Origin of the sequence: Pseudomonas alvandae, from assembly GCF_019141525.1 — a bacterium.
GTDB classification, from domain to species: domain Bacteria; phylum Pseudomonadota; class Gammaproteobacteria; order Pseudomonadales; family Pseudomonadaceae; genus Aquipseudomonas; species Aquipseudomonas alvandae.
Genome location: NZ_CP077080.1, coordinates 3,176,474 through 3,195,708, shown reverse-complemented (window position 1 = coordinate 3,195,708; position 19,235 = coordinate 3,176,474). Strand labels below are relative to the sequence as shown.

Sequence of the window (19,235 nt, the reverse complement as noted above, 5' to 3'; positions counted from 1 at the left end):
AGCATTCCGAGCCCCGTTTCAACGCAGTATGGGTGAGTGCGGATACATTTCGTACAGAGCCTAGCGTGCGATGGGCAGCGAAAATTCGACCACGGCCCCGCGAGGCTGATTGGCGGCTGCCTGTAAACAGCCGCCATGGGCTTCGATGATCGATCGACAAATGGATAAACCCAGCCCAAGCCCTGAAGCCTTGGTGGTGTAGAACGATGCGAACACTTGCTCCGCGCACCCCGAGGCAAAACCCGGCCCCGTATCGCTGACGCTCACCCGCACGCAACCGGCATCGTCCAGCCCGGTGCTGATCGACAAGTGCCGCTCGCCTTCATCGACGCCGCTCATGGCCTCCAATGCGTTCATGATCAGGTTGAGCAGCACCTGTTGCAGTTCCACGCGATCCCCGTTCACGCAAGGCAGTGCGCCGGCCAGTTGGGCGTGTATCGAGGCACCGTTCTTGATGATCTGGCTGCGGGTGAACTCGACCATTTCCTCGATCGCCGCGTTGATATCCAGCGGCCCTTTCTGCGGGGGCGCCTTGCGGATGTGCTCGCGGATTCGCCCCAGCACATCGGCGGCTCGATTGGCGTCGAAAACCAGATGACCGAGGATCTGCCGGACTTCCTCGATTTCCGGCGGCTGGGCGTTGAGCCAACGCAGCGCGGCGTCGGCGTTTAGGATGGTCGCGGCAATCGGCTGGTTGACCTCATGGGCAATCGAGGCGACCAACTGGCCCATGGTCGCAACCCGGTTTGCATGGGCCAATTCGGTCTGCACCTCACGATAACGACGCTCGCTTTCGCGGATTTTCTCCTCCGCCTGCCGGCGCTCGGTCAGGTCCAGCACAAACGCCACGCCTTCCCGGCTGCTGGCTTCGAACATGGCCAGGCCGACGATCACCGGCAGCCGGCTGCCGTCCTTCCTGAAATACTCTTTCTCGTACGGAGAGGCTTGCCCCGTGCGCAAGGCCTGAGCCAACGAACGCTCGCTCAGTTCTCGATGCTCCGGTACCGTCAAGTCTCTCCAGCGCAGGCAGCCCGACGCAAGATCTTCCCGCTCGTACCCCACCATGCGCAGGAATGCATCATTGGCCTCGATGATGTCGCCCTCGGCATTCCAGACGAGAATTCCAATGATGTTGGCCTCGACCAGACGACGGATTTTCGCCTCCCGTTCGGCCACCTCACGGTACAGCCGAGCGTTTTCAAGGGAGATGGCCGCGCGCGAGGCCACCAGATTCAGGATGGCAAGCCGATTCGGACTGAATACGTGGGCGGCAAGGCTGTTTTCCAGATAGAGCACGCCCACCAGCGTAGCCTGGTTGATCAGCGGGAGGCACAGGATCGAACGCACGGGACGTTGGCGAAAGTACGGATCGGCGGCAAAAGCAGCGCCTGCCGGAGCCATGGCGTCGTCCAGAAACACGCTCTCCTGGGTTCGCAGCACATGGTAAAGAATCGACTCCGGCAACAGCGTCGAGTTGACCGGTGCGTCACGCAGTTGCGTCGTGCTCCCGCCGGTCGTCGCTTGCGCCGCGATCCGATGTCCCTCGCCAGTGGACAGGATCAACAGGCCGCGCTCGGCGCCGGCCTGCTCGATGGCCGTGGCCATCACCCGATCGATCAACTTCTCCAGGACAATTTCACCCGACACGGCCTGGGAGACCTTGAGCACGGTCGCGATGTCCAGGTGCTCCACCGGCGTCGCCATTGTGGTCGCGGGGCCAGGTGCGGGCTCTTTTTCCCGCAGCCATGGATATTGGGCTTCGAGCTGCCGAACCTTGCCATCGGCTCCCCAACGCAGATAGCCGTAACAGGCGTCCTGCATGTACATCCGGGCTATTTTTTCGAGGCCACGGGCGGCGTAGAAACGTGAAGCGAGTTCGTTGGCAAGCGCCTCGACATGAACGAAGCCGCTTTCCCGCGCGGCGTCCATGGCCTGTTCGTAAAGCAGCTCGGCATCGATTGGCCGGCCTTCGATGCGGGCAATCTCGGCACCCACCAGTGCGGCGCGGCTCGCAAAGTTGTCTGGGCACTGCTGCGCCCAGGCCTGGAGCTGCCGATGCCCTTCCCTGATTGCGCCCAGATGCGCCTTGCGTTCATCCGCGGGGGTTTTCTCAAAAACGGCAGCATGAGCCAGGGCTGAAAAAAAGTAATATTCAGCTTCCTCGAAGAACGATTGGCAAACCCAGAGCAATCGCTGCGCTTTTTCGGCGGCGACCAAGGCCGCTTCAGGCTCGTCGGCCATACAACGGGCCTGTAGCTTGCGAACCCAGTACAGGCATTCAGCCAGGACCAGGTCCGGGCTGCTGGACAGATGGGATTCAGTGGTGGCCTCGTCCAATTCGTCGTCCTCCTGGCGGCCGAAGATCGACGTCTGGCCGCGAAACATCCGGATCAGCAGCAATTGCGTGACGATGAAATCCGTCACCAGCCCGAAACGCACCTTTCTCGCATAGGCCAGGCCACGCTCGGCCTCATCTTGGACCTTGGGCAACGGTTCGCCGGCGAAGAGCAGGTCTGCGGTGAGGTTGTTGCCCGCATAGGCACCATACGGCAAGTCTCCGATCCGATTTGCCGCCGCAAACGAACGACGCAGCAGGTCGCGGCATTGTCCGACGGGTCTCATCCAGCGCACGGCAAAGCAGGAGAAACACAGGTACGTACTGGCCTCGAATCGAGTCATGCCACGGCGCTCGACGAGGTCACAGCCCAGTTGCCCGAAGCGAAACCCCACCTCATGATCACCGAACCGCCGGCCCGCGACCCTGTACAGATTGGCATAGAGCACACAGGACGCATCGCAGTTGCCGCGTTCCAGGCTCAAGGTAATCGCCTTGCAGATCAACAGATCCGCCAGGTTCGCGTCACTTTGCAGGGCGGGGGCGAAGAGCTTGCTCAGCGCATTGACCGTCTCCAACGCGGTCGCATCTTCCATCAAGGGCAAGTCGATCAAGTCCTCAATGGCCCGGTCACCAAGCAATGTCGCGATGCGGTCGTATTCCTGGCGCACGGCCTCGTCACTCGGCTGGGCGGCCCAGTTGATGCCGACATGCCGCAGATACGCGAGACACACCGCCACCGCGCCGTCGCTGCGATCCATCAGCAGGTAGACATCCATCAACAGGCAAGCGACGCTGGCCCGCTCGCTCACCGTCACGGCACGGTCCGACAGTGCCGTCAGCCGCTCGTCGGCCGTGGCGAGCTGGCCGGTCAGGAACTCACATTCGGCCCTGTTCAGTTCCAACGCGAAATTCAAACCGTGCCGATGCGTCCAGCTGTCATCGGCCAGCAGCTCGGCCCCGATGGCCAAGTAATTGAGCGCCGACGCATAAGCCGTCGACGCCTTGGCCCGCTGACCCGCGAGCAGGTTGAGGGCGGCCAGTTCCTCTCGCTCGGCCTGGTCGATGAGCAATTCGGCGCCGAGGTTGAGTTGGCCCACGATGTCGAATATCACCTCGTCGCGATGCTGGGGAGGAATCCGCCGAACCAACATCCGGCCGATTTTCAAGTGGGTCGAGGCGCGTGACTCCAGGGGGATCATCGAGTAGGCCGCTTCATGGATACGGTCGTGGACAAACCCGTACGCACCGTCACGGCGTTCCACCAACTCCTGGCGAATCGCCTCCCAGAGGACCGTCCGGATTTGCGCCCTGGGGACCTCGAGGATAATCGCCAGCGCGTTCATCCCGCAGACATTCCCCATGCACGCAAGCAGCTGCAAGGCCTGCTGCGTCTGGGTAGGCAGGCGCGCGAGCTTGCCGCTCATCAAGTCGACGATGTTGTCGGTGTACCCCTTGGCGTGGATCCGGTCCGGGTCCCACCACCAGTGCTGGCGGCCATGATCGAAGGCCAGCAATTGCTCGTCGGCGAGGGCCTGCAAAAACTGGATCACGAAAAACGGATTGCCCGCAGTCTTGTCAAGCACCAGCTGCGCCAGCGGCTCGATTCGATCAGGCTGGTCATGGAGCGCCTCGGCGATCAATTGCTCGATATGCGCCTTGGCGAGCGGTGAGAGCATGATTTCGCTGACCTTGGCGCCGACGCTGCGCAACGTCTTGAGTTTGCCCGCCAGCGGATGCGTCGAATCCACTTCATTGCTGCGGTAGGCACCGACCAGCAGCAGATAACGCACGTCATCGCTGGTCAGCAGGTCGTCCAGCAGGTCGAGCGTCGCCGCGTCGAGCCATTGCAAGTCGTCGAGAAATAGCGCAAGAGGATGCTCGCGGCGGGCGAAGACACCGATGAAACGCCGGAACACCAGCAGGAAGCGCCGCTGCTCTTGCTGGGGATCGAGTGCCTGCACGGCAGGCGGCTCGCCGATGATCAGCCTCAGTTCGGGAATCAGGTCCGTCATCAGCCGTGCGTTGGGGTCCAAGGCCTGGCGCAATGCCTCGCGCCAACCGGCCAACTCGGCATCACTCTTGCCCAACAGCGTGCGCACCAGGCTCTGGAACGCCTGTATCAGCGTCGAATAGGGAATATCGCGCCGGTACTGATCGAACTTGCCACGGGCGAACAACCCCCTTGGCGGCACGAGCACCTTGTGCAACTCGTTGACCACTGAAGATTTACCGATCCCGGAATAGCCGGTCACCAATACCAGTTCGGGCGCGCCAGTTTCAACGACCCGATTGAACGCACCAACCAAGGCTTGGACCTCGGGCTCGCGCCCATAGAGTTTTTCCGGGATCAACAGGCGGTCCGAGCTACCTTGCTCGCCCAACGCAAAAGCCTCGATGCGCCGCCATTGCTGCCAATGCGCCAGGCATTGGCGCAGGTCGTGCTCCACACTTGCGGCCGTCTGGTAGCGCTCCTCGGCGGTCTTGGCGAGCAGCTTCATGACGACGCGAGAAAGCATCTCGGGAATGGTTTCGATGCGCTCGCGGGGCGCCAAGGGCCTCTTGGCGATATGGCAATGCACCCATTCGATCGGGTCGGAGGCCGTGAACGGCAGCGAGCCGGTCAGCATCTGGTAGAGCGTGACGCCGAAGGAATAGAGATCGCTGCGCGAGTCGATCGAGCGATTCATCCTGCCAGTCTGTTCGGGCGCCATGTAGGCCAACGTCCCGGCAAGCGTCTCGGGGGCCTGGCGCTCGCGCGGCAAACGCGACGTCATGCCGAACCCGGTGAGCCGAGCCTGGCCGTCGTCGCAATCCACCAGGATATGGCTGGGTTTGATGTCCTTATGAACCAGGCCTCGCTCATGCAGCTTGCCCAGCGCCATGGCAATGCTCACCGCGAGCTGCAAGAACCGGGTTGTCTCCAGGGGCGAGGTCAGCAATTGCACCAGGGGCAAGCCGCCCGGATCGCTGAGCACCAGTTGCACCTGAGGGCCTTCACTTATCCAGTCCAGGGGGTGTACGCACCACGAGGCGTCCAACTCATCCCTCAGGCTGAATTCGTGGGCGAGACGCTCAAGGCAGTCGGGGCGCGGTTGCCGGTTGGCAGGCCGAACCACCAGGACAGGGTTATCGCCGTCGGCACCTGGGCGTCGTTCCCGGCAGAAGATACGCTCGCCATCGTCCCATTGTGTTTGCATGCGGGTTTCCATCGGCACTGGAGCAAAAGGAGTTTCTGTCGCATTTGCCGTCGAGCTGGCGTCCAGTGTCATGTCGCAATTGCCGTTGCTGCCGCTTGGCCGCGTTTTCCATGGCTGCGCCGGCAGCCCGGCGATGAACGCAATGTCGGGTTCCGGGACGGATTGTATTGCCATCGTCCAGATTAGCGTCTCGCCAGTTTCCTTCCCAATTTCTTTGCAGAATAAATCCGGGCGCGCAGATAACCGGTACGGAGATTGGGATGGCCAGTCGACGATGTGGCGCCAGTCTATTTGAAACTGCGCCACGATCATTACTATCCAGGTATCCGGCTCCGCATCTTTGGTCTTAGCGGGATATACGCAAGTATACTTTTGCACATGCCCGGACCGCGTATGGTGAAGTAAAGACAGGCTCCATTACGAGCGATCCTCATGCCAGACACTCCCATGCGCGACAAAGCGACGATTGCAGTCGTCGATGACGATGAATCGGTTCGCACCGCGCTCAATAGCCTGTTGCGATCCAGCGGTTACGAAGTGCGCACCTATTGCGGCGCCATGGAATTCCTTGTTTCGAAAGCGCCCGCGCAAACACATTGCCTGGTATGCGACATACAGATGCCGGGCATGAGTGGCATCGAGTTGCATCAACATCTGCTTGAACAAGGCTGGCGCATCCCCACGCTGTTCATTACCGCCTACCCGCAACTGGCCGCAAATGTTCCGGGGTTGGTTGCCTGTCTGCCAAAACCTTGCGACGGCAACAACCTGCTGGCCTGTATCGACGTCGCCCTGCGCCAATCGCACTGACCGGCGGCGCTGTCCGCTGCCTACGACATACCTGCGTATACCTTTCTCCATTCAACGTATGGTTTCGCTGAACCGATGTAGACGTGTGGCCGGAGCAGCCCGTCGATAACATCGATCCATGGCGAGCGAATCGTCATGCATGAATCTATCGACCCCATGGCGGACGCTCTTCGGGCGACGCCGAAACATTGCGGGGATCTGGCTATGTCGGGCTTCGACGATTTACCTCAACGCCTCTGTGCACGCTTGAGCGTCATCACTGCGGCGCTCGGCGCTGCATGCCTGGCGGGTTGCATGGTGGGCCCGGATTTCACCCGGCCTGAAGACGAGCTGAAAGCCGCGCAACTGACGCCTCGCCAAGAACACAGCGGCGACCCTCGTGCCTCCACCGCCGCTGTGCCCATGCAATGGTGGCAGCTGTTCAACGACGCCCTGCTCACCGAGTTGCTGGCGCGGACGCTGAAGGGAAACCTTGACTTGCAACTGGCCGCCGAACGCATCGAGCAAAGCCGCGCACGGCTGGGCATCGCCGCGTCGCAGTTGTTGCCCACTGTCGGCGCCAACGCCAGCTACGCCCGGGAGGCGCTGAGCGAGCATGGCAAATTCGCAGCGCTGGGCGCTCCCACCGACCCCAGTAATTTTTGGCAGTTGGGTTTCGACGCCAGCTGGGAAATCGACCTATGGGGCCGCGCCCGGCGCTCGCGCGAAGGCGCCCAGGCGATGGTCGTGGCCTCTGTGTACGACCGTGAAGCCGCCAGGGTGGCGCTGGCCGCCGAAGTGGCACGCACTTATCTCCAGTTGCGCGGCACCCAGGCGCAACTGGACATCGCCCGCCAAAACCAAGTGGTTGCCGAACGCACCCTGGCCCTGGCTGAAAGCCGCGAGCGTAATGGCGTGGCGACACGCTTCGAAACCTCATCGGCCCGCGCGCAGTTGGCGACGGTCAAGGCCATGCTTCCCGAGCTGGCCCAGCGTCGCAATGCGCAGATGAACGCCCTCGCCCTGCTTATGGGCGAGCAACCGCGTGCCCTCGATGCCCAACTGCGCCAGGCCATGCCCCTGCCGTCGCTGCCCGCTCGCATTCCCCTCGGCGTGGCGTCTGAACTGGCCCAACGGCGCCCCGACATCCTGCGCGCCGAAGCACAACTCCACGCGGCCACAGCGGCCATCGGCGTGGCGAAGGCTGATTTCTATCCGCGTATCGGCCTGAAAGGACGTATCGGTGTGGAGGCTTTCGACAGTGGCGACCTCGCCAGTTGGGACTCGCGGATGTTTTCCGTCGGGCCAACGGTCTACCTGCCCATCTTCCAGGGTGGACGCCTGATGCAGCGCCTGGCCCTGAACGAATCGCGGCAAAAAAACGCGGCCCTCGCTTATCGGCAAACCGTCTTGCAAGCCTGGCACGAAGTCGACAACGCCCTGGATGCCTGGGCTGCCCAACGCCGCCAGCACGACGAGCTGCTGGTTTCGTATCAACAGAACAAAGAGGCCCTGGGCGCGGCAGAACGCGGCTATCAACAAGGCGCCGCCGACTATCTCAGCGTCCTCACCGCGCAACTCAACCTGCTCGCCAGCCAGACCCGCCTCAATACCAGTGCAACCAATGCCACCCTGACCGTGGTCAATCTTTATAAGTCCCTGGGCGGCGGTTGGGATCCGGAGCAGGCTCGATGAACAGCGTGGCCTTGCGAGCCACGGCCATCGCTATCAGCGAAGCGCCCCGCGCCGAGGGCTCGAAACGGCCGCTGGTGGGGCTGCTGGGGATTTTCCTGGCGGCAATGATGGCGGGATTGAACATCCGCGTCGGTGCATTGGCCCTGGCGGACGTGCGGGGCGCGTTGGGCTTCGGCCTGGACGATGCGTCCTGGCTCACCACGGCATACAGCGCCGGAGAGTTGATTGCCATGCCTTTTGCGGCCTGGTTTGCCATTACGCTTTCGGTCCGCCGTCTCGAACTGTGGGTATTGGGCACGTGCACCGCGCTGGCGGCGATGTTGCCTTTCATTCGGGACCTGGACCTGCTTTTGGCATTGCGCTTTGTCCAAGGCCTCGCCAGCGGCACGACGATTCCCTTGCTGATGATGGCGGCGCTGAAATTCCTGCCGCCGCCGATACGGCTATATGGGCTGGCACTGTATGCAATGACCGCCACCTTCGCCCCCAACCTGTCCATCTGGCTGGCCGGTCACTGGACCGACAGCCTGCAAGATTGGCGCTGGGTTTACTGGCAAATCATCCCCCTCGCTTGTATCGCTGCGGCATTGATCGGCTGGGGATTGCCCAAGGAACCCATCCAACCCCAGCGCTTCGGTCGAGCCAACTGGCTGGGCATGGCTTGCGCGGTGCCGGCCTTCGGCCTCATCACCATCGCGCTGGACCAAGGCATACGCCTGGACTGGTTCAATTCGCCGCTGGTGACTGCTTCGCTGGTGGCCGGCCTGGCATTGCTGGCGATCTACTTGTTGACCGAGTGGCATCACCCCGCGCCCTTCATCAAATTGCAGATCCTGGGGCGTCGCAACCTGGGGCTGGGCTGTACCTTGTTTTTCTTCCTGCTGGTGGTGCTGATGTCCAGCTCACTGTTGCCTGCCAGTTATCTGGCCACGCTGCAAGATTACCGGCCGTTCCAGATGGCCTCCATCGGCCTGATCGTCGCGTTGCCGCAGTTGATCCTCGGGCCCCTGGTGGCGCTGCTGCTGTACCAGAAGTGGGTCGATGCGCGGCTGGTCTTTGCCGCCGGGTTATGCCTGATCGCCTTGGCGTGCCTGTGTGGCGCGCAGCTAACCAGCGACTGGAACCGCGACCAATTCGTCATGGCGCAAACGCTGCAAGCCTTGGGGCAACCCATGGCCGTGGTGTCGATGCTGTTCCTGATCACCAGCGTGGTGCAGCCTGCCGAAGGGCCTTTTTTCTCCGGCACCATTAATACAGTGCGCGCCTTCGGATCGCTGGCCGGCGCTGCCGTGGTTGGACAACTGATGGTCTTGCGCGGACGTTTTCACTCGGAGATGTTGCTGGACCATGCGGCCATGGTGGGCGGCGCCTTGCCGTCCGCGCCCGATCCGCAACAACTGATGATCGTCATCGGCGGGGAATCATTAGTGCTGTCGATCGCCGATGCCTACCGCGTGCTTGGCCTGCTGGCCCTGCTGCTGATTCCGCTGGTGCTGCGCATGACCTTCATCCCCGCTCCTGTCATCCAGGCCAACTCGCCCCCTTCGTCCTCAAACGGGTGACCCATCATGGCATTACCAAAAAAAGCCAAGCTCATCAGTGCAATGTTGCTCGCCGTCGCGGTCAGCGGGGCTGTCGTCCTCAATCGCCCCGAATCCGCCGCCGCAGTCCAGTCCACTGACGATGCCTATGTCCATGCTGATTTCACTACGGTAGCGCCGCAGGTGTCAGGTACGGTGCATTCGGTGTTGATCGAAGATAACCAGCCGGTGAACAAAGGCGACCTGCTGGCGACCATCGATGATCGTGATTTCGTCGCAGCCGTTAACGCGGCGAAAGCCCAAGTCGCCAGTGCCCGCGCCGGCATCGCGAGCCTGCAAGCGTACCTGGCCCGACAGGCCACCGCCATTCGCCAGGCACAAGCGGCACTTGCCGCAGACGAAGCCGCGCTCAAGCTGGCGGCTGTCAACCAGACGCGATATCGCAACCTGGCCGATGACGGCTCAGGCACCGTGCAGGCGCGGCAACAGGCCGAAGCGCAACTGAGCATCCAACGGGCTCGCCGGGACAAAAGCGAGGCGGGACTACAGGCCGCCCGGCAACAAGTGGATGTGCTCAAGGCCGACCTGGAAAAAGCCAGGGCGACCCTCGCCCATGCCGAGGCCACCCAAGCCATCGCGGAACTGAAGCTTTCCTACACTCGGATTACGGCACCGATCAGCGGTACGATCGGGCAGAAATCGGTACGGGTCGGTGCGTTCGTCAATGCGGGAAAACCCTTGCTGGCAATCGTCCCGCTCGACGCCGTCTACATCACGGCGAACTTTCGCGAAACGCAACTGGATCGCGTGGAGGCTGGACAAACCGTGGAAATCGAAGTGGATGCGTTGCCGGGCAAGGTGCTGCGGGGCACGGTACAAAGCCTGGGGCCGGCCAGCGGCGTCAGCTATTCAGCCGTAGCGCCGCATAACGCCACCGGCAACTTCACCAAGATTGTCCAGCGCCTGCCCGTGCGTATCCACATCGATCCTGACCAGCCCGATGCGACGAGGTTGCGCGTTGGGATGTCCGTTACCCCGCGTATTCGTGTGGGTGAGTGATTGGAGCTGGAGTGCGGTGGGTCCACTAATTGTGGTTTTGACGGGACCTCCCGACTTAAGCATATAGCTTAAAGTTATTTTTATTGCAGTTTTTAGATCATATAGATTAGCCATCAAGCCCAATGGCTTCGCACGGTAATGCCAGCAAGAAACGCTGGTTGTCACCTCATCACGCACTCATTTACGGGCCTTCGCCATGCAGCTTCTAACCCTTCCCCCGTCCCCCGGTCTGGCCACTTCGATTCGCGCCACGGCCCAGGTTTTCGCAGACCCCAGCTCCCAGGCACTCTTGGCCCATTTGCAACAGGTGGCGCCCAGCGATGCCAGCGTATTGATCATCGGCCAGACCGGCACCGGCAAGGAATTGGTCGCGCGCCACGTCCATAGCCTCAGCGCTCGGCGCGACAAGCCGTTCGTGGCAGTGAACTGCGGGGCGTTTTCCGAGACGCTGGTGGAAGCCGAGCTGTTCGGCCATGAGAAAGGCGCATTCACCGGCGCATTGACGGCCAAGGCCGGGTGGTTCGAAGAGGCCGATGGCGGCACGCTGTTCCTCGATGAAATCGGTGACTTGCCGCTGCCGATCCAGGTCAAGTTGCTGCGCGTTCTACAAGAGCGCGAAGTCGTCCGCCTGGGCTCGCGCAAGAGCATCAAGATCAACGTGCGGGTGCTGGCGGCCACCAACGTGCAATTGGAAAGAGCCATCAACGCCGGGCACTTTCGCGAGGACCTGTATTACCGCTTGAATGTGGTGAGCCTGGTGCTCAAGCCCTTGCGCGAACGGCCCGGCGACATCCTGCCGCTGATCCGTCATTTCATTGCCGAATACAGCCGCAGGCTGGGTCATGGCGAGGTCACGCTGGATGCCCAGGCCCAGCGCAAATTGCTCGATTATTCCTGGCCGGGGAATATTCGCGAACTGGAGAACGTCATCCATCACACGCTGCTGATCTGCCGCAACCCAGTGATCGGCGTGCAGGATCTCCACCTGTCCAACTTTCGCATCGAGCGCCAGGATCTATCACAGGACAGCGCGCCGCAAACGGCGGAAGCATTGCTGGAAAAAGCCTTTGTGCAATTGCTCGAGCAAGCGCAAGGCGATGTCCATGAAAAGGTCGAAGCCGCCCTGCTGCGCACCGCCTACCGCTACGCCAGTTGCAACCAGGTCCACACCGCCAGCTTGCTGGGCCTGAGCCGAAACGTCACCCGCAGCCTGCTGATTCGGATCGGTGAGTTGGTGGTCAACAAACGCCGCGGCGCGCTGAGCACGCGGGATGGTCGGGTGGTGAACCTTTCAACCTGAGCCAACGCTCACCCGTGGCGAGGGAGCTTGCTCCCGCTGGGGTGCGCAGCGCCCCCAATGAAGCTGATTGAGCCCCCTGATACTCCGCCGTGAAGGTCCGGGCTGCTGCGCCCGAGATGTCGGACCGACCCAGCGGGAGCAAGCTCCCTCGCCACGGAACCTCCTGTTTCTTCGCTAGGCCACCGCCGCCGCTTTAGCCTGCACCTTGCCCTTCTCCAACTCACGCACCAGCGGCAGGACTCGTTGGCCGAAATACTCCACTTCCTCCTGGAAGTGCAGGAACGCGGCGAGCACCAGATCCACACCCACGGCTTTCAACGCCACGATGCGCTCGGCGATTTGTCGGGGCGTGCCGATCAGGTTGGTCTTGAAGCCATCGTTATACTGCACCAGGTCTTCGAAGCTGGACTTGGCCCAGTTGCCCTCGCCTTCCGGGCTGGCCTTGCCGGCCTGCTTGGCGGCGTCGCCAAACGCGTTGACGGCTTCGGGGTCGGCCTGGTCGATGATCTGGGCCAGCACCGCGCGGGCTTCTTCCTCGGTGTCGCGGGCAATGATGAAAGCATTCACCCCGACCTTGACCGTGTGGTTGTTCGCCGCGGCCTTGGCACGCAGGTCATCGACCTGGGCCTTGACCCCTTCGACGGTGTTGCCGTTGGTGAAGTACCAGTCGGACACCCGGGCAGCCATGTCCCGCGCGGCCCGGGAGCTGCCGCCCTGGAAAATCTCCGGGTGCTGTTGCAAGGGTTTGGGCTTAAGGGTGTAGCCATTGAAACGATAGAAGTCGCCGCGAAAGGTGTAGTCGTCGGTGGTCCAGATGCCCTTGAGCGTGGTGATGAATTCCTCGGAACGGCGATAGCGTTCGTCGTGCTCCAGCCAGGGTTCGCCGATGGCGGTGAATTCGCCCTTGAACCAGCCGGACACCACGTTGATCGCCACGCGGCCGCCCGTCAGTTGGTCGATGGTCGCGATCTGCTTGGCCAGCACCGAAGGCGTCCAAGGCCCCGGCAATACCGCCGCGATGACTTTGAGGCGCGTGGTGGATGCCAGCAGCGCATGACTGAACGCCACCGATTCGTGCTGGTATTCGGCGCCGTAACCGGCGGTGAAACGGATCTGGGTCAGGGCATAGTCAAAACCAGCAGCCTCGGCGATCTGCGCCAGCTTGCGGTTGTAATCGATGCCCCAGTCGGTGCGCTGCGGGATTTTACTGACCACCAGCCCGCCGCTGACGTTGGGCACCCAGTAGGCAAACTTGATCGTGTCCTGGCTCATTGCGTGTCTCCCAGCTCGTTGAATATAGGCGTCGTCGCCTCTGTACAACGGCTAGAGCAGCAACCGTGCCATTTATATTTATCCTTTATTTTCAATAGGTTAGTAAGTTTTCTGATTTTCATGGCTGTCGTGCGACAGGCAGGCTGTTGGATCGCTGTTGCACAGCCAACACCCGGCGTGCCGCTGCCCAAAGGACTGACTGTTGCCTGGCGCACAGTCGCCGGACAGATTGCCCGCAGAACGACAGCTTTTGTGCTGGGATACTCGGCGAACGCCCCGTTTTCATTGGCTTCAAGCACCGGGCATGGAGCGTGCAATGGTTGTCGGCAACGGCAGGTTTTCACCTTGCCCGCTCTCTCGTCCTCAAAAGGAACACCGCCATGACCGCACAGCAACAACACTTGCCACCAGTCCTTTCCACCGGCACCGACTATGAAGCCCTGGCCGAGCGGTTCCGGCCGATTTTCGCGCGCATCCAGGCCGGCGCCCTGGAGCGTGAACAATCACGCAGCCTGCCGTTCGAACAGGTGAAATGGTTGAAGGAAGCGGGCTTCGGTGCCGTGCGGATTCCGGTCGAATTCGGCGGCGCCGGGGCTTCGTTGCCGCAGCTGTTGCACCTGCTGATCGAACTGGCCGAGGCCGACTCCAACCTGCCCCAGGCCCTGCGCGGCCACTTCGCCTTTGTCGAGGATCGTCTGAATGCCCACGCCAGCAGCCCGCAAGACGTCTGGTTCAAGCGCTTCGTCGACGGTGACCTGGTGGGCAACGCCTGGACCGAAATCGGCGCGGTGAAACTCGGCCAGGTCATCACTCGTGTATCCCGCCAGGGCGAGCAATGGGTGGCCAACGGCACCAAGTACTACAGCACCGGCAGCATCTTCGCCGACTGGATCGACCTCTATGCCCAACGCGACGACAACGGTGCCGATGTGATCGCCGCCGTCAATGTCCACCAACCGGGTGTCAAGCAAAGCGATGACTGGGACGGTTTCGGCCAGCGCACCACCGGCAGCGGCACATCGGTGTTCGAGAATGCCGTGGTGGAGGCTGAAAACCTCATCGATTTTTCCACCCGTTTCAAATACCAGACCGCGTTCTACCAACTGGTCCTGCTCGCCGTGCAGACGGGCGCCGGCCGCGCCGCCGTCCAGGACTTCAGCGAACACGTGCGCCAACGCACCCGCGTCTTCAGCACCGGCAATGCCAGCGAAGTAAGCCAGGACGTCCAGGTCCAGCAAGTGATCGGCAAGGCATCAGCCCAAGTCTACGCCGCCGAAGCCACGACCCTGCGCGCCGCCAGCGCCTCGCAGCGAGCCTATGAACGTCGCTTCGGCCAGGACACCGAAGCCGAGCACACCGCCAACATCCTCGCCGAACTCGAATCGGCCCAGGCCCAAGTGGTGGTCGCCGACCTGACGCTGCGCGCCACCAGCGACCTGTTCAACGCCCTCGGCGCATCCGCCACCAGCACCGGCAAAGCCCTCGACCGCCACTGGCGCAACGCCCGCACCGCGGCGTCCCATAATCCGCTGATCTACAAGGAACGCATCATTGGGGATTGGGAGATCAATGGGACGGAACCGCCGTATGTCTGGCAGATTGGTGGGGGGTCGAAACAGCGTTGAACGGGGCGTGGCCAATTGCCGGTGCCTGTTCAAATCGCCTACCCTAGGCGCCTGAATCGGCCTGCCAGCGGGCCAAGACAAAAACGACTGCAGTCGCCGGCCTTGGCCCGCCCCCGACCATTACGAGCCACGAACGGATGCAACATGCCGCTGAAAACCCGCGATTTGATTCTTGCGGCACTGGAAGAGCTGGATATCGGCGACTTCCCGGCCCGCCCATTTGACTGCGCCTTCGAGCTGCTTGCCGCGCCAGCGAGTCGCAAACGATTGATCATGGTCGGCTTCAACGGCTCACTCGCCGACGCCATTCACACCAACGCGGGAGCCATCCACGCCGGCTATGACCAACCGTCCTTTTCCAACGTCGCCCATGGATTGGAAGGTGGCTGGGGCACCAAAACCCTGGCCCGGCGCCTGACACAACTGCCTGCCGACCTGGGCTTCGACTGGCGCGACACGATCTACACCAACGCCTTGCTGCTTTGCTCCGCCGACGCCGCGGCCATCCAGAAAGTGGCGCGCCAGTCCTCTGCGGCCAGCCTTGAATCGTTGACTCGAAAATCCATGGATTTCTTCCAGCGCGTAACCGTACCCCTCGCCGAGCCTGAGCTGATCATCGCCTACAGCAATGGCCTGGGCAGCCCGTCGGCCGCGCGGATCCTGTGGGAAGCATTCGGGAACGAAGCACCGCTCGACCATATCGATTCTTCGTCCTACCGCGCCACGTACGGGTTTACCGCCACCATCAACGACCGCAAGGTACCGGTAGTGGGAGTTCGGCATATGTCCAGGTTCGTGCCGAACATCGAAGCCATAAAACTGGCCTGGACCCGGCAGAAAGCACGCTTCGGTTCCTGATCCGGCTGTTTGGAGGAAAACATGTTCGCCAGACCTTTTGTCATCGACACGCCTGAAAGCATGCTCGCTGACTTGAAAGATCGCCTGCGAAACACCCGGTTGCCGCAGCCCTTGGCCAGCGTGGGCTGGAACGAAGGCATGGACGCGGACGTGCTGCGCGACCTCATCACCCACTGGTCGACAACCTTCGACTGGCGCGCTCAGGAAGCAGCACTCAATCGCCTGCCACAGTTCCTCGCCACCCTGGGCGAGCAAGAGATTCATTTCGTCCACCAGCGCGGGGTCGGGCCCAATCCCATGCCGCTGGTGCTCACCCATGGCTGGCCCGGCTCGTTCATCGAGATGCAGCGGATCATCGAACTGCTGACGGACCCCGCCAGCCATGGCGGCGACCCGGCCGATGCCTTTGACGTAGTGGTGCCGTCCTTGCCGGGCTACACCTTTTCCGCGCCGTTCAAGCAAACCGGTTGCGGGCCTTATGAAGTGGCCGGTTTGTGGCGCGAGCTGATGGCCGGGCTCGGTTATGAGCAGTTCGGTGCCCAGGGTGGCGATGTGGGCGCGGCGGTCACCAGTTGGTTGGGCCTGCGCTTTCCCGAGCGCCTGACCGGCATCCACCTCAACTACATCCCCGGCGCCTATCGCCCGCCCCTGGGCGAAGTCGACCCGCCTTTGAGCGAAGAGGAAACGGCGTTCCAGCAACGCGCCGCGGCCTTCAGCGAAGCCGAAGGTGCCTATGCGCACATCCAGCGCACCAAGCCGCAAAGCCTGGCCGTGGGCTTGAACGACTCACCTGCGGGATTGCTGGCCTGGATGGGCGAGAAGATTCTGTCGTGGTGCGATCCGAGCGCCCCCATCGACCGCGGATGGTTGCTGACCAATGTGACGCTCTACTGGCTGACCAACTGCATTGGCTCGTCGCTTCGCCCGTACGTGGAAGGCAGCCGCCGGCCTCTGGTGCTTGCCAGCGGTGAGCGAATAAAGCCGCCGTTGGGGGTCACGCTGTTTCCCAAGGAGCTGCCGCTGCCGCCACGCAGTTGGGTGGAGCGTGGCTACAACGTCCAGCGCTGGACGCAGATGCCCCGGGGCGGTCATTTTGCGGCGTTGGAGCAGCCTGAGTTGTTGGCGGAGGATATTCGGGCGTTTTTTCGGGACTACCGTTAAGCAAGTCGAGCCTTACCATGATCAAGGCAATCTCCCAACCGGGCCTGCCCTTCGTTACCGCACGTTTTATCGCAACCAATGCGACTCAGTCGTCCACCCCAGGAAAACGCGTGCACCTTCGATGGTTCTATTCTGTTGCGGCAAGCGACGTCCCGCTGCTGCCAGGCGCAGCCCAACCATTGCAGGTCGAAACTTCTCCTGGAAAGCCGCCGGCTGACTACGCAAATGCGCTTCGATGCCTTCGATAGCCGACAGCATTTCGGATTCGTCGAGCATCGACAGGTAAAAAATCATCTGGCGCCAGGCGTAAGCCGTGTTCTTGAGCATGATCAAGCGCCCGTGATACTGCTCGATACGCATCTGCTGGCGTCTGCAGATCCATTCAAAACAGGCCTGGGCGAGTGAGCTCAAGCGTGGATGCAACAGTGTTTTCAGGTCTAGCTCGCAGAACAGCAGCGCGAGGTTCTGCGTGGTGACTATCTGTTGCTGTTCAATGATGGTGCCGTTGGTTGCGGGACGCCACGTACCCAGCTCTGCGTTTGCCCGCCGCGCGCACAAGGTCGTCAAGGCATCGGTGCCTGTTGACGAGCGCCGCCAGAAAGGTTGGCTCGCCCTCGACTTGGGTTTGTCGGGAAGCGTCGTCAGGACCTGCGTATCGATATCGTAGTAACGGGCGTAAAGGGTACCTGCCAGCGCCCTGCCCGCCCGCCTGGAGGCGTCGATGAACTTGTTGGAAAACTCGCCCATGAAGATGTCCGAAGCGACTTCGTCCACGAATGGAAGGTCCAGCCCGGCTGTTTCGGCGAGGGCACGCAGTTCCTTGAGCAGCTTGTTGGGCAGGATCGCCTGGGGAAAGGCAGTCAGCGTCAGCGCTGATGCCTCGATAAGCGCCTGCCGAGCGATGTCCGCGTCGAGAGAGTGACGTTGTCGTTGGCCTTCCATGAGCGCCACCCAGGGCAGCTCGTCCAGCCTGACCTGGCTTTGAAGATCGATCAATAACAACGAGCGGCGCCGGCGAAAAGCACGATAAGTCGCCGCGTAGAGATTGCCCAGTATCGGGTCGGGAAACCCGGCGCTACGTATGTCAGCGGTCATCGCCGGCAATACCCGCGCGACGGTGTCGCCCGACGTAATCAAGCCGCGTTCGATCAGTTCGGCAATCGTACCGCTACCGCAGCGCTCCACCCGCTGGCGAATCGACTTCGGAAGGTCAGCCCCGTCGGCAAGGGCGAATACGGCTGCCTCCTCTGCGGTGATCGGCTCAAGCAAGGGCGTCAGGTCCGATACGCCGTCATCGGCCGGATAACGCTCCATTCGCTTGGCAACCGCCTTGGCGAGCACGTGGTGGTCCGGCGCGGCGACATCCTCGCGCTGTCTGGATCGGTACTCACGATGAAGGTCGGAGTCGGGCAGACCATGCTTGCGCACGAAATCTCCAACGATCTGACGAATCCGGCCGACTTGTCGGCCTGTCAACGAGCTTGAGTCGCCAGCGCATTGTTCGAGCAGTGCGAACAGTTCCAAGAGGCGTGGTTTCGAAGCCCCGATGGTGTGTCCCTCAGCTTCGCAGACCGCATTAAAACGCGTGCAAAGCGAAGCGGCCCGTTCGCGCCAGCCCTCGGGATAAACCCTGCACGGCCACTCATCCTGGTAAGTCAAAAGGAAATGGGAGACAGCGGCGTCGTACAGCGGCAGGCAGATTTCGATGACCTGCTTCTGGACCGCCAGTCGTGGCTGAGCCCGCAACTTCAAGAGCCGCTGGCGAATATCACCGACATTGAAGACATGGACTTGCGCCGAAGAAGATTGCGGTTTTGCACAAGGCGATGGAAAGAAGCGCAGCCGATCGAAGAACGGGGTGATGGTCTCGATGAGTGCCCAGGCTTCATCCACTTGACGGTGGTCCAGCAGCCACGCAACGCTCAGCAGGGCCGACTCCTCCGGAACGTCGACACGGTAACAGCCCGTCGCCAGATAGCTGCGCAATACGTCGAGCCCTTCATCCGTCAGATACCACGCATTGAGGTCCAGACGTTCGAAGCCGGAACGGATACCCGGGATCGAGGCAGCCAGCGCTTGCTCGTGCTCATTCAGTTCACCACCGGCCAGCAGCTGCCCCGTGGCAAATCCGCCCGTGGCAACTTCCAACGTCACCCAGACAGGAATATCGGCTATCGGCATCCGGGCGCCGTACCGCAGAGTCCCTTGCGCGGCATGCGCCAATACCTGCTGCCAACGGGCGATCCGCTGAGCCACTTTGGCCTGGGCTTCTGGCTCGGGATCGGCGCTTTGGGCGACGAGTGCCTTGGACAATTGGAAGGCCGCATAGCCCGCGCCGATGCCCTGTGTTCCGTCAGATTTGGTGTCGTCCGTGAGCATACGCGCTGATGACCCTGCGAA

Annotated in this window: 12 protein-coding genes; 9 read left to right on the top strand and 3 right to left on the bottom strand. The window is 61.9% G+C overall.

Annotated features, from left to right (window positions below):
* Nucleotides 1-60 precede the first annotated feature (60 nt).
* Nucleotides 61-5,535, bottom strand: a complete 5,475-nt coding sequence (locus tag KSS97_RS14275) for a trifunctional serine/threonine-protein kinase/ATP-binding protein/sensor histidine kinase (RefSeq protein ID WP_217859380.1) — start codon at nt 5,533-5,535, stop codon at nt 61-63.
* Here KSS97_RS14275 and KSS97_RS14270 point away from each other — a divergent pair.
* The 6 genes from KSS97_RS14270 to KSS97_RS14245 all read left to right on the top strand — a co-directional run bounded on the left by KSS97_RS14270 (nt 5,534) and on the right by KSS97_RS14245 (nt 11,919).
* Entirely contained in the window at nt 5,534-5,830 is a 297-nt protein-coding gene (locus KSS97_RS14270; RefSeq protein ID WP_217859378.1) for a hypothetical protein, read from the top strand. The two genes, KSS97_RS14275 and KSS97_RS14270, sit on opposite strands and share 2 nt — an antisense overlap.
* A gap of 137 nt (nt 5,831-5,967) precedes the next feature.
* Nucleotides 5,968-6,345: a response regulator transcription factor gene (locus KSS97_RS14265; RefSeq protein WP_030138778.1), complete on the top strand. Its 378-nt coding sequence runs from the start codon at nt 5,968-5,970 to the stop codon at nt 6,343-6,345.
* A gap of 204 nt (nt 6,346-6,549) precedes the next feature.
* The gene (locus KSS97_RS14260) at nt 6,550-8,019 is read left to right on the top strand and encodes an efflux transporter outer membrane subunit (RefSeq protein ID WP_080628525.1); all 1,470 of its coding nucleotides are present in this window, start codon (nt 6,550-6,552) and stop codon (nt 8,017-8,019) included.
* On the top strand, nt 8,016-9,581 hold the full coding sequence (locus KSS97_RS14255) for an MFS transporter (protein WP_217859377.1): 1,566 nt from the start codon (nt 8,016-8,018) through the stop codon (nt 9,579-9,581). The genes KSS97_RS14260 and KSS97_RS14255 overlap by 4 nt, the downstream gene beginning before the upstream one ends.
* A gap of 6 nt (nt 9,582-9,587) precedes the next feature.
* The gene (locus tag KSS97_RS14250) at nt 9,588-10,619 is read left to right on the top strand and encodes an HlyD family secretion protein (RefSeq protein WP_217859375.1); all 1,032 of its coding nucleotides are present in this window, start codon (nt 9,588-9,590) and stop codon (nt 10,617-10,619) included.
* Between the two features lie 196 nt (nt 10,620-10,815).
* Nucleotides 10,816-11,919 (top strand): sigma-54 interaction domain-containing protein, encoded by a 1,104-nt coding sequence (locus tag KSS97_RS14245; RefSeq protein ID WP_217859373.1) that lies wholly within the window; start codon nt 10,816-10,818, stop codon nt 11,917-11,919.
* Nucleotides 11,920-12,093: 174 nt separating this feature from the next.
* Here KSS97_RS14245 and sfnG read toward each other — a convergent pair whose 3' ends face one another.
* Nucleotides 12,094-13,191, bottom strand: coding sequence for a dimethylsulfone monooxygenase SfnG (sfnG, locus tag KSS97_RS14240; RefSeq protein WP_217859365.1), 1,098 nt, complete (start codon nt 13,189-13,191; stop codon nt 12,094-12,096).
* Between the two features lie 380 nt (nt 13,192-13,571).
* On the opposite strand from sfnG, the gene KSS97_RS14235 reads away from it, so the two are divergent.
* The 3 genes from KSS97_RS14235 (at nt 13,572) to KSS97_RS14225 (ending at nt 16,835) form a co-directional block, all read left to right on the top strand.
* Nucleotides 13,572-14,816 (top strand): acyl-CoA dehydrogenase family protein, encoded by a 1,245-nt coding sequence (locus KSS97_RS14235; RefSeq protein ID WP_217859363.1) that lies wholly within the window; start codon nt 13,572-13,574, stop codon nt 14,814-14,816.
* A 144-nt stretch (nt 14,817-14,960) separates the two neighbouring features.
* A complete protein-coding gene (locus tag KSS97_RS14230; RefSeq protein WP_217859361.1) occupies nt 14,961-15,674 on the top strand; it encodes a hypothetical protein in 714 nt (237 codons plus the stop codon).
* A gap of 21 nt (nt 15,675-15,695) precedes the next feature.
* Nucleotides 15,696-16,835 carry an epoxide hydrolase family protein gene (locus KSS97_RS14225; protein WP_217859358.1) on the top strand — a complete coding sequence of 380 codons (1,140 nt, stop codon included), beginning with the start codon at nt 15,696-15,698 and terminating at the stop codon, nt 16,833-16,835.
* Between the two features lie 66 nt (nt 16,836-16,901).
* Here KSS97_RS14225 and KSS97_RS14220 read toward each other — a convergent pair whose 3' ends face one another.
* Nucleotides 16,902-19,214 (bottom strand): hypothetical protein, encoded by a 2,313-nt coding sequence (locus KSS97_RS14220; RefSeq protein WP_217859356.1) that lies wholly within the window; start codon nt 19,212-19,214, stop codon nt 16,902-16,904.
* Nucleotides 19,215-19,235 lie beyond the last annotated feature (21 nt).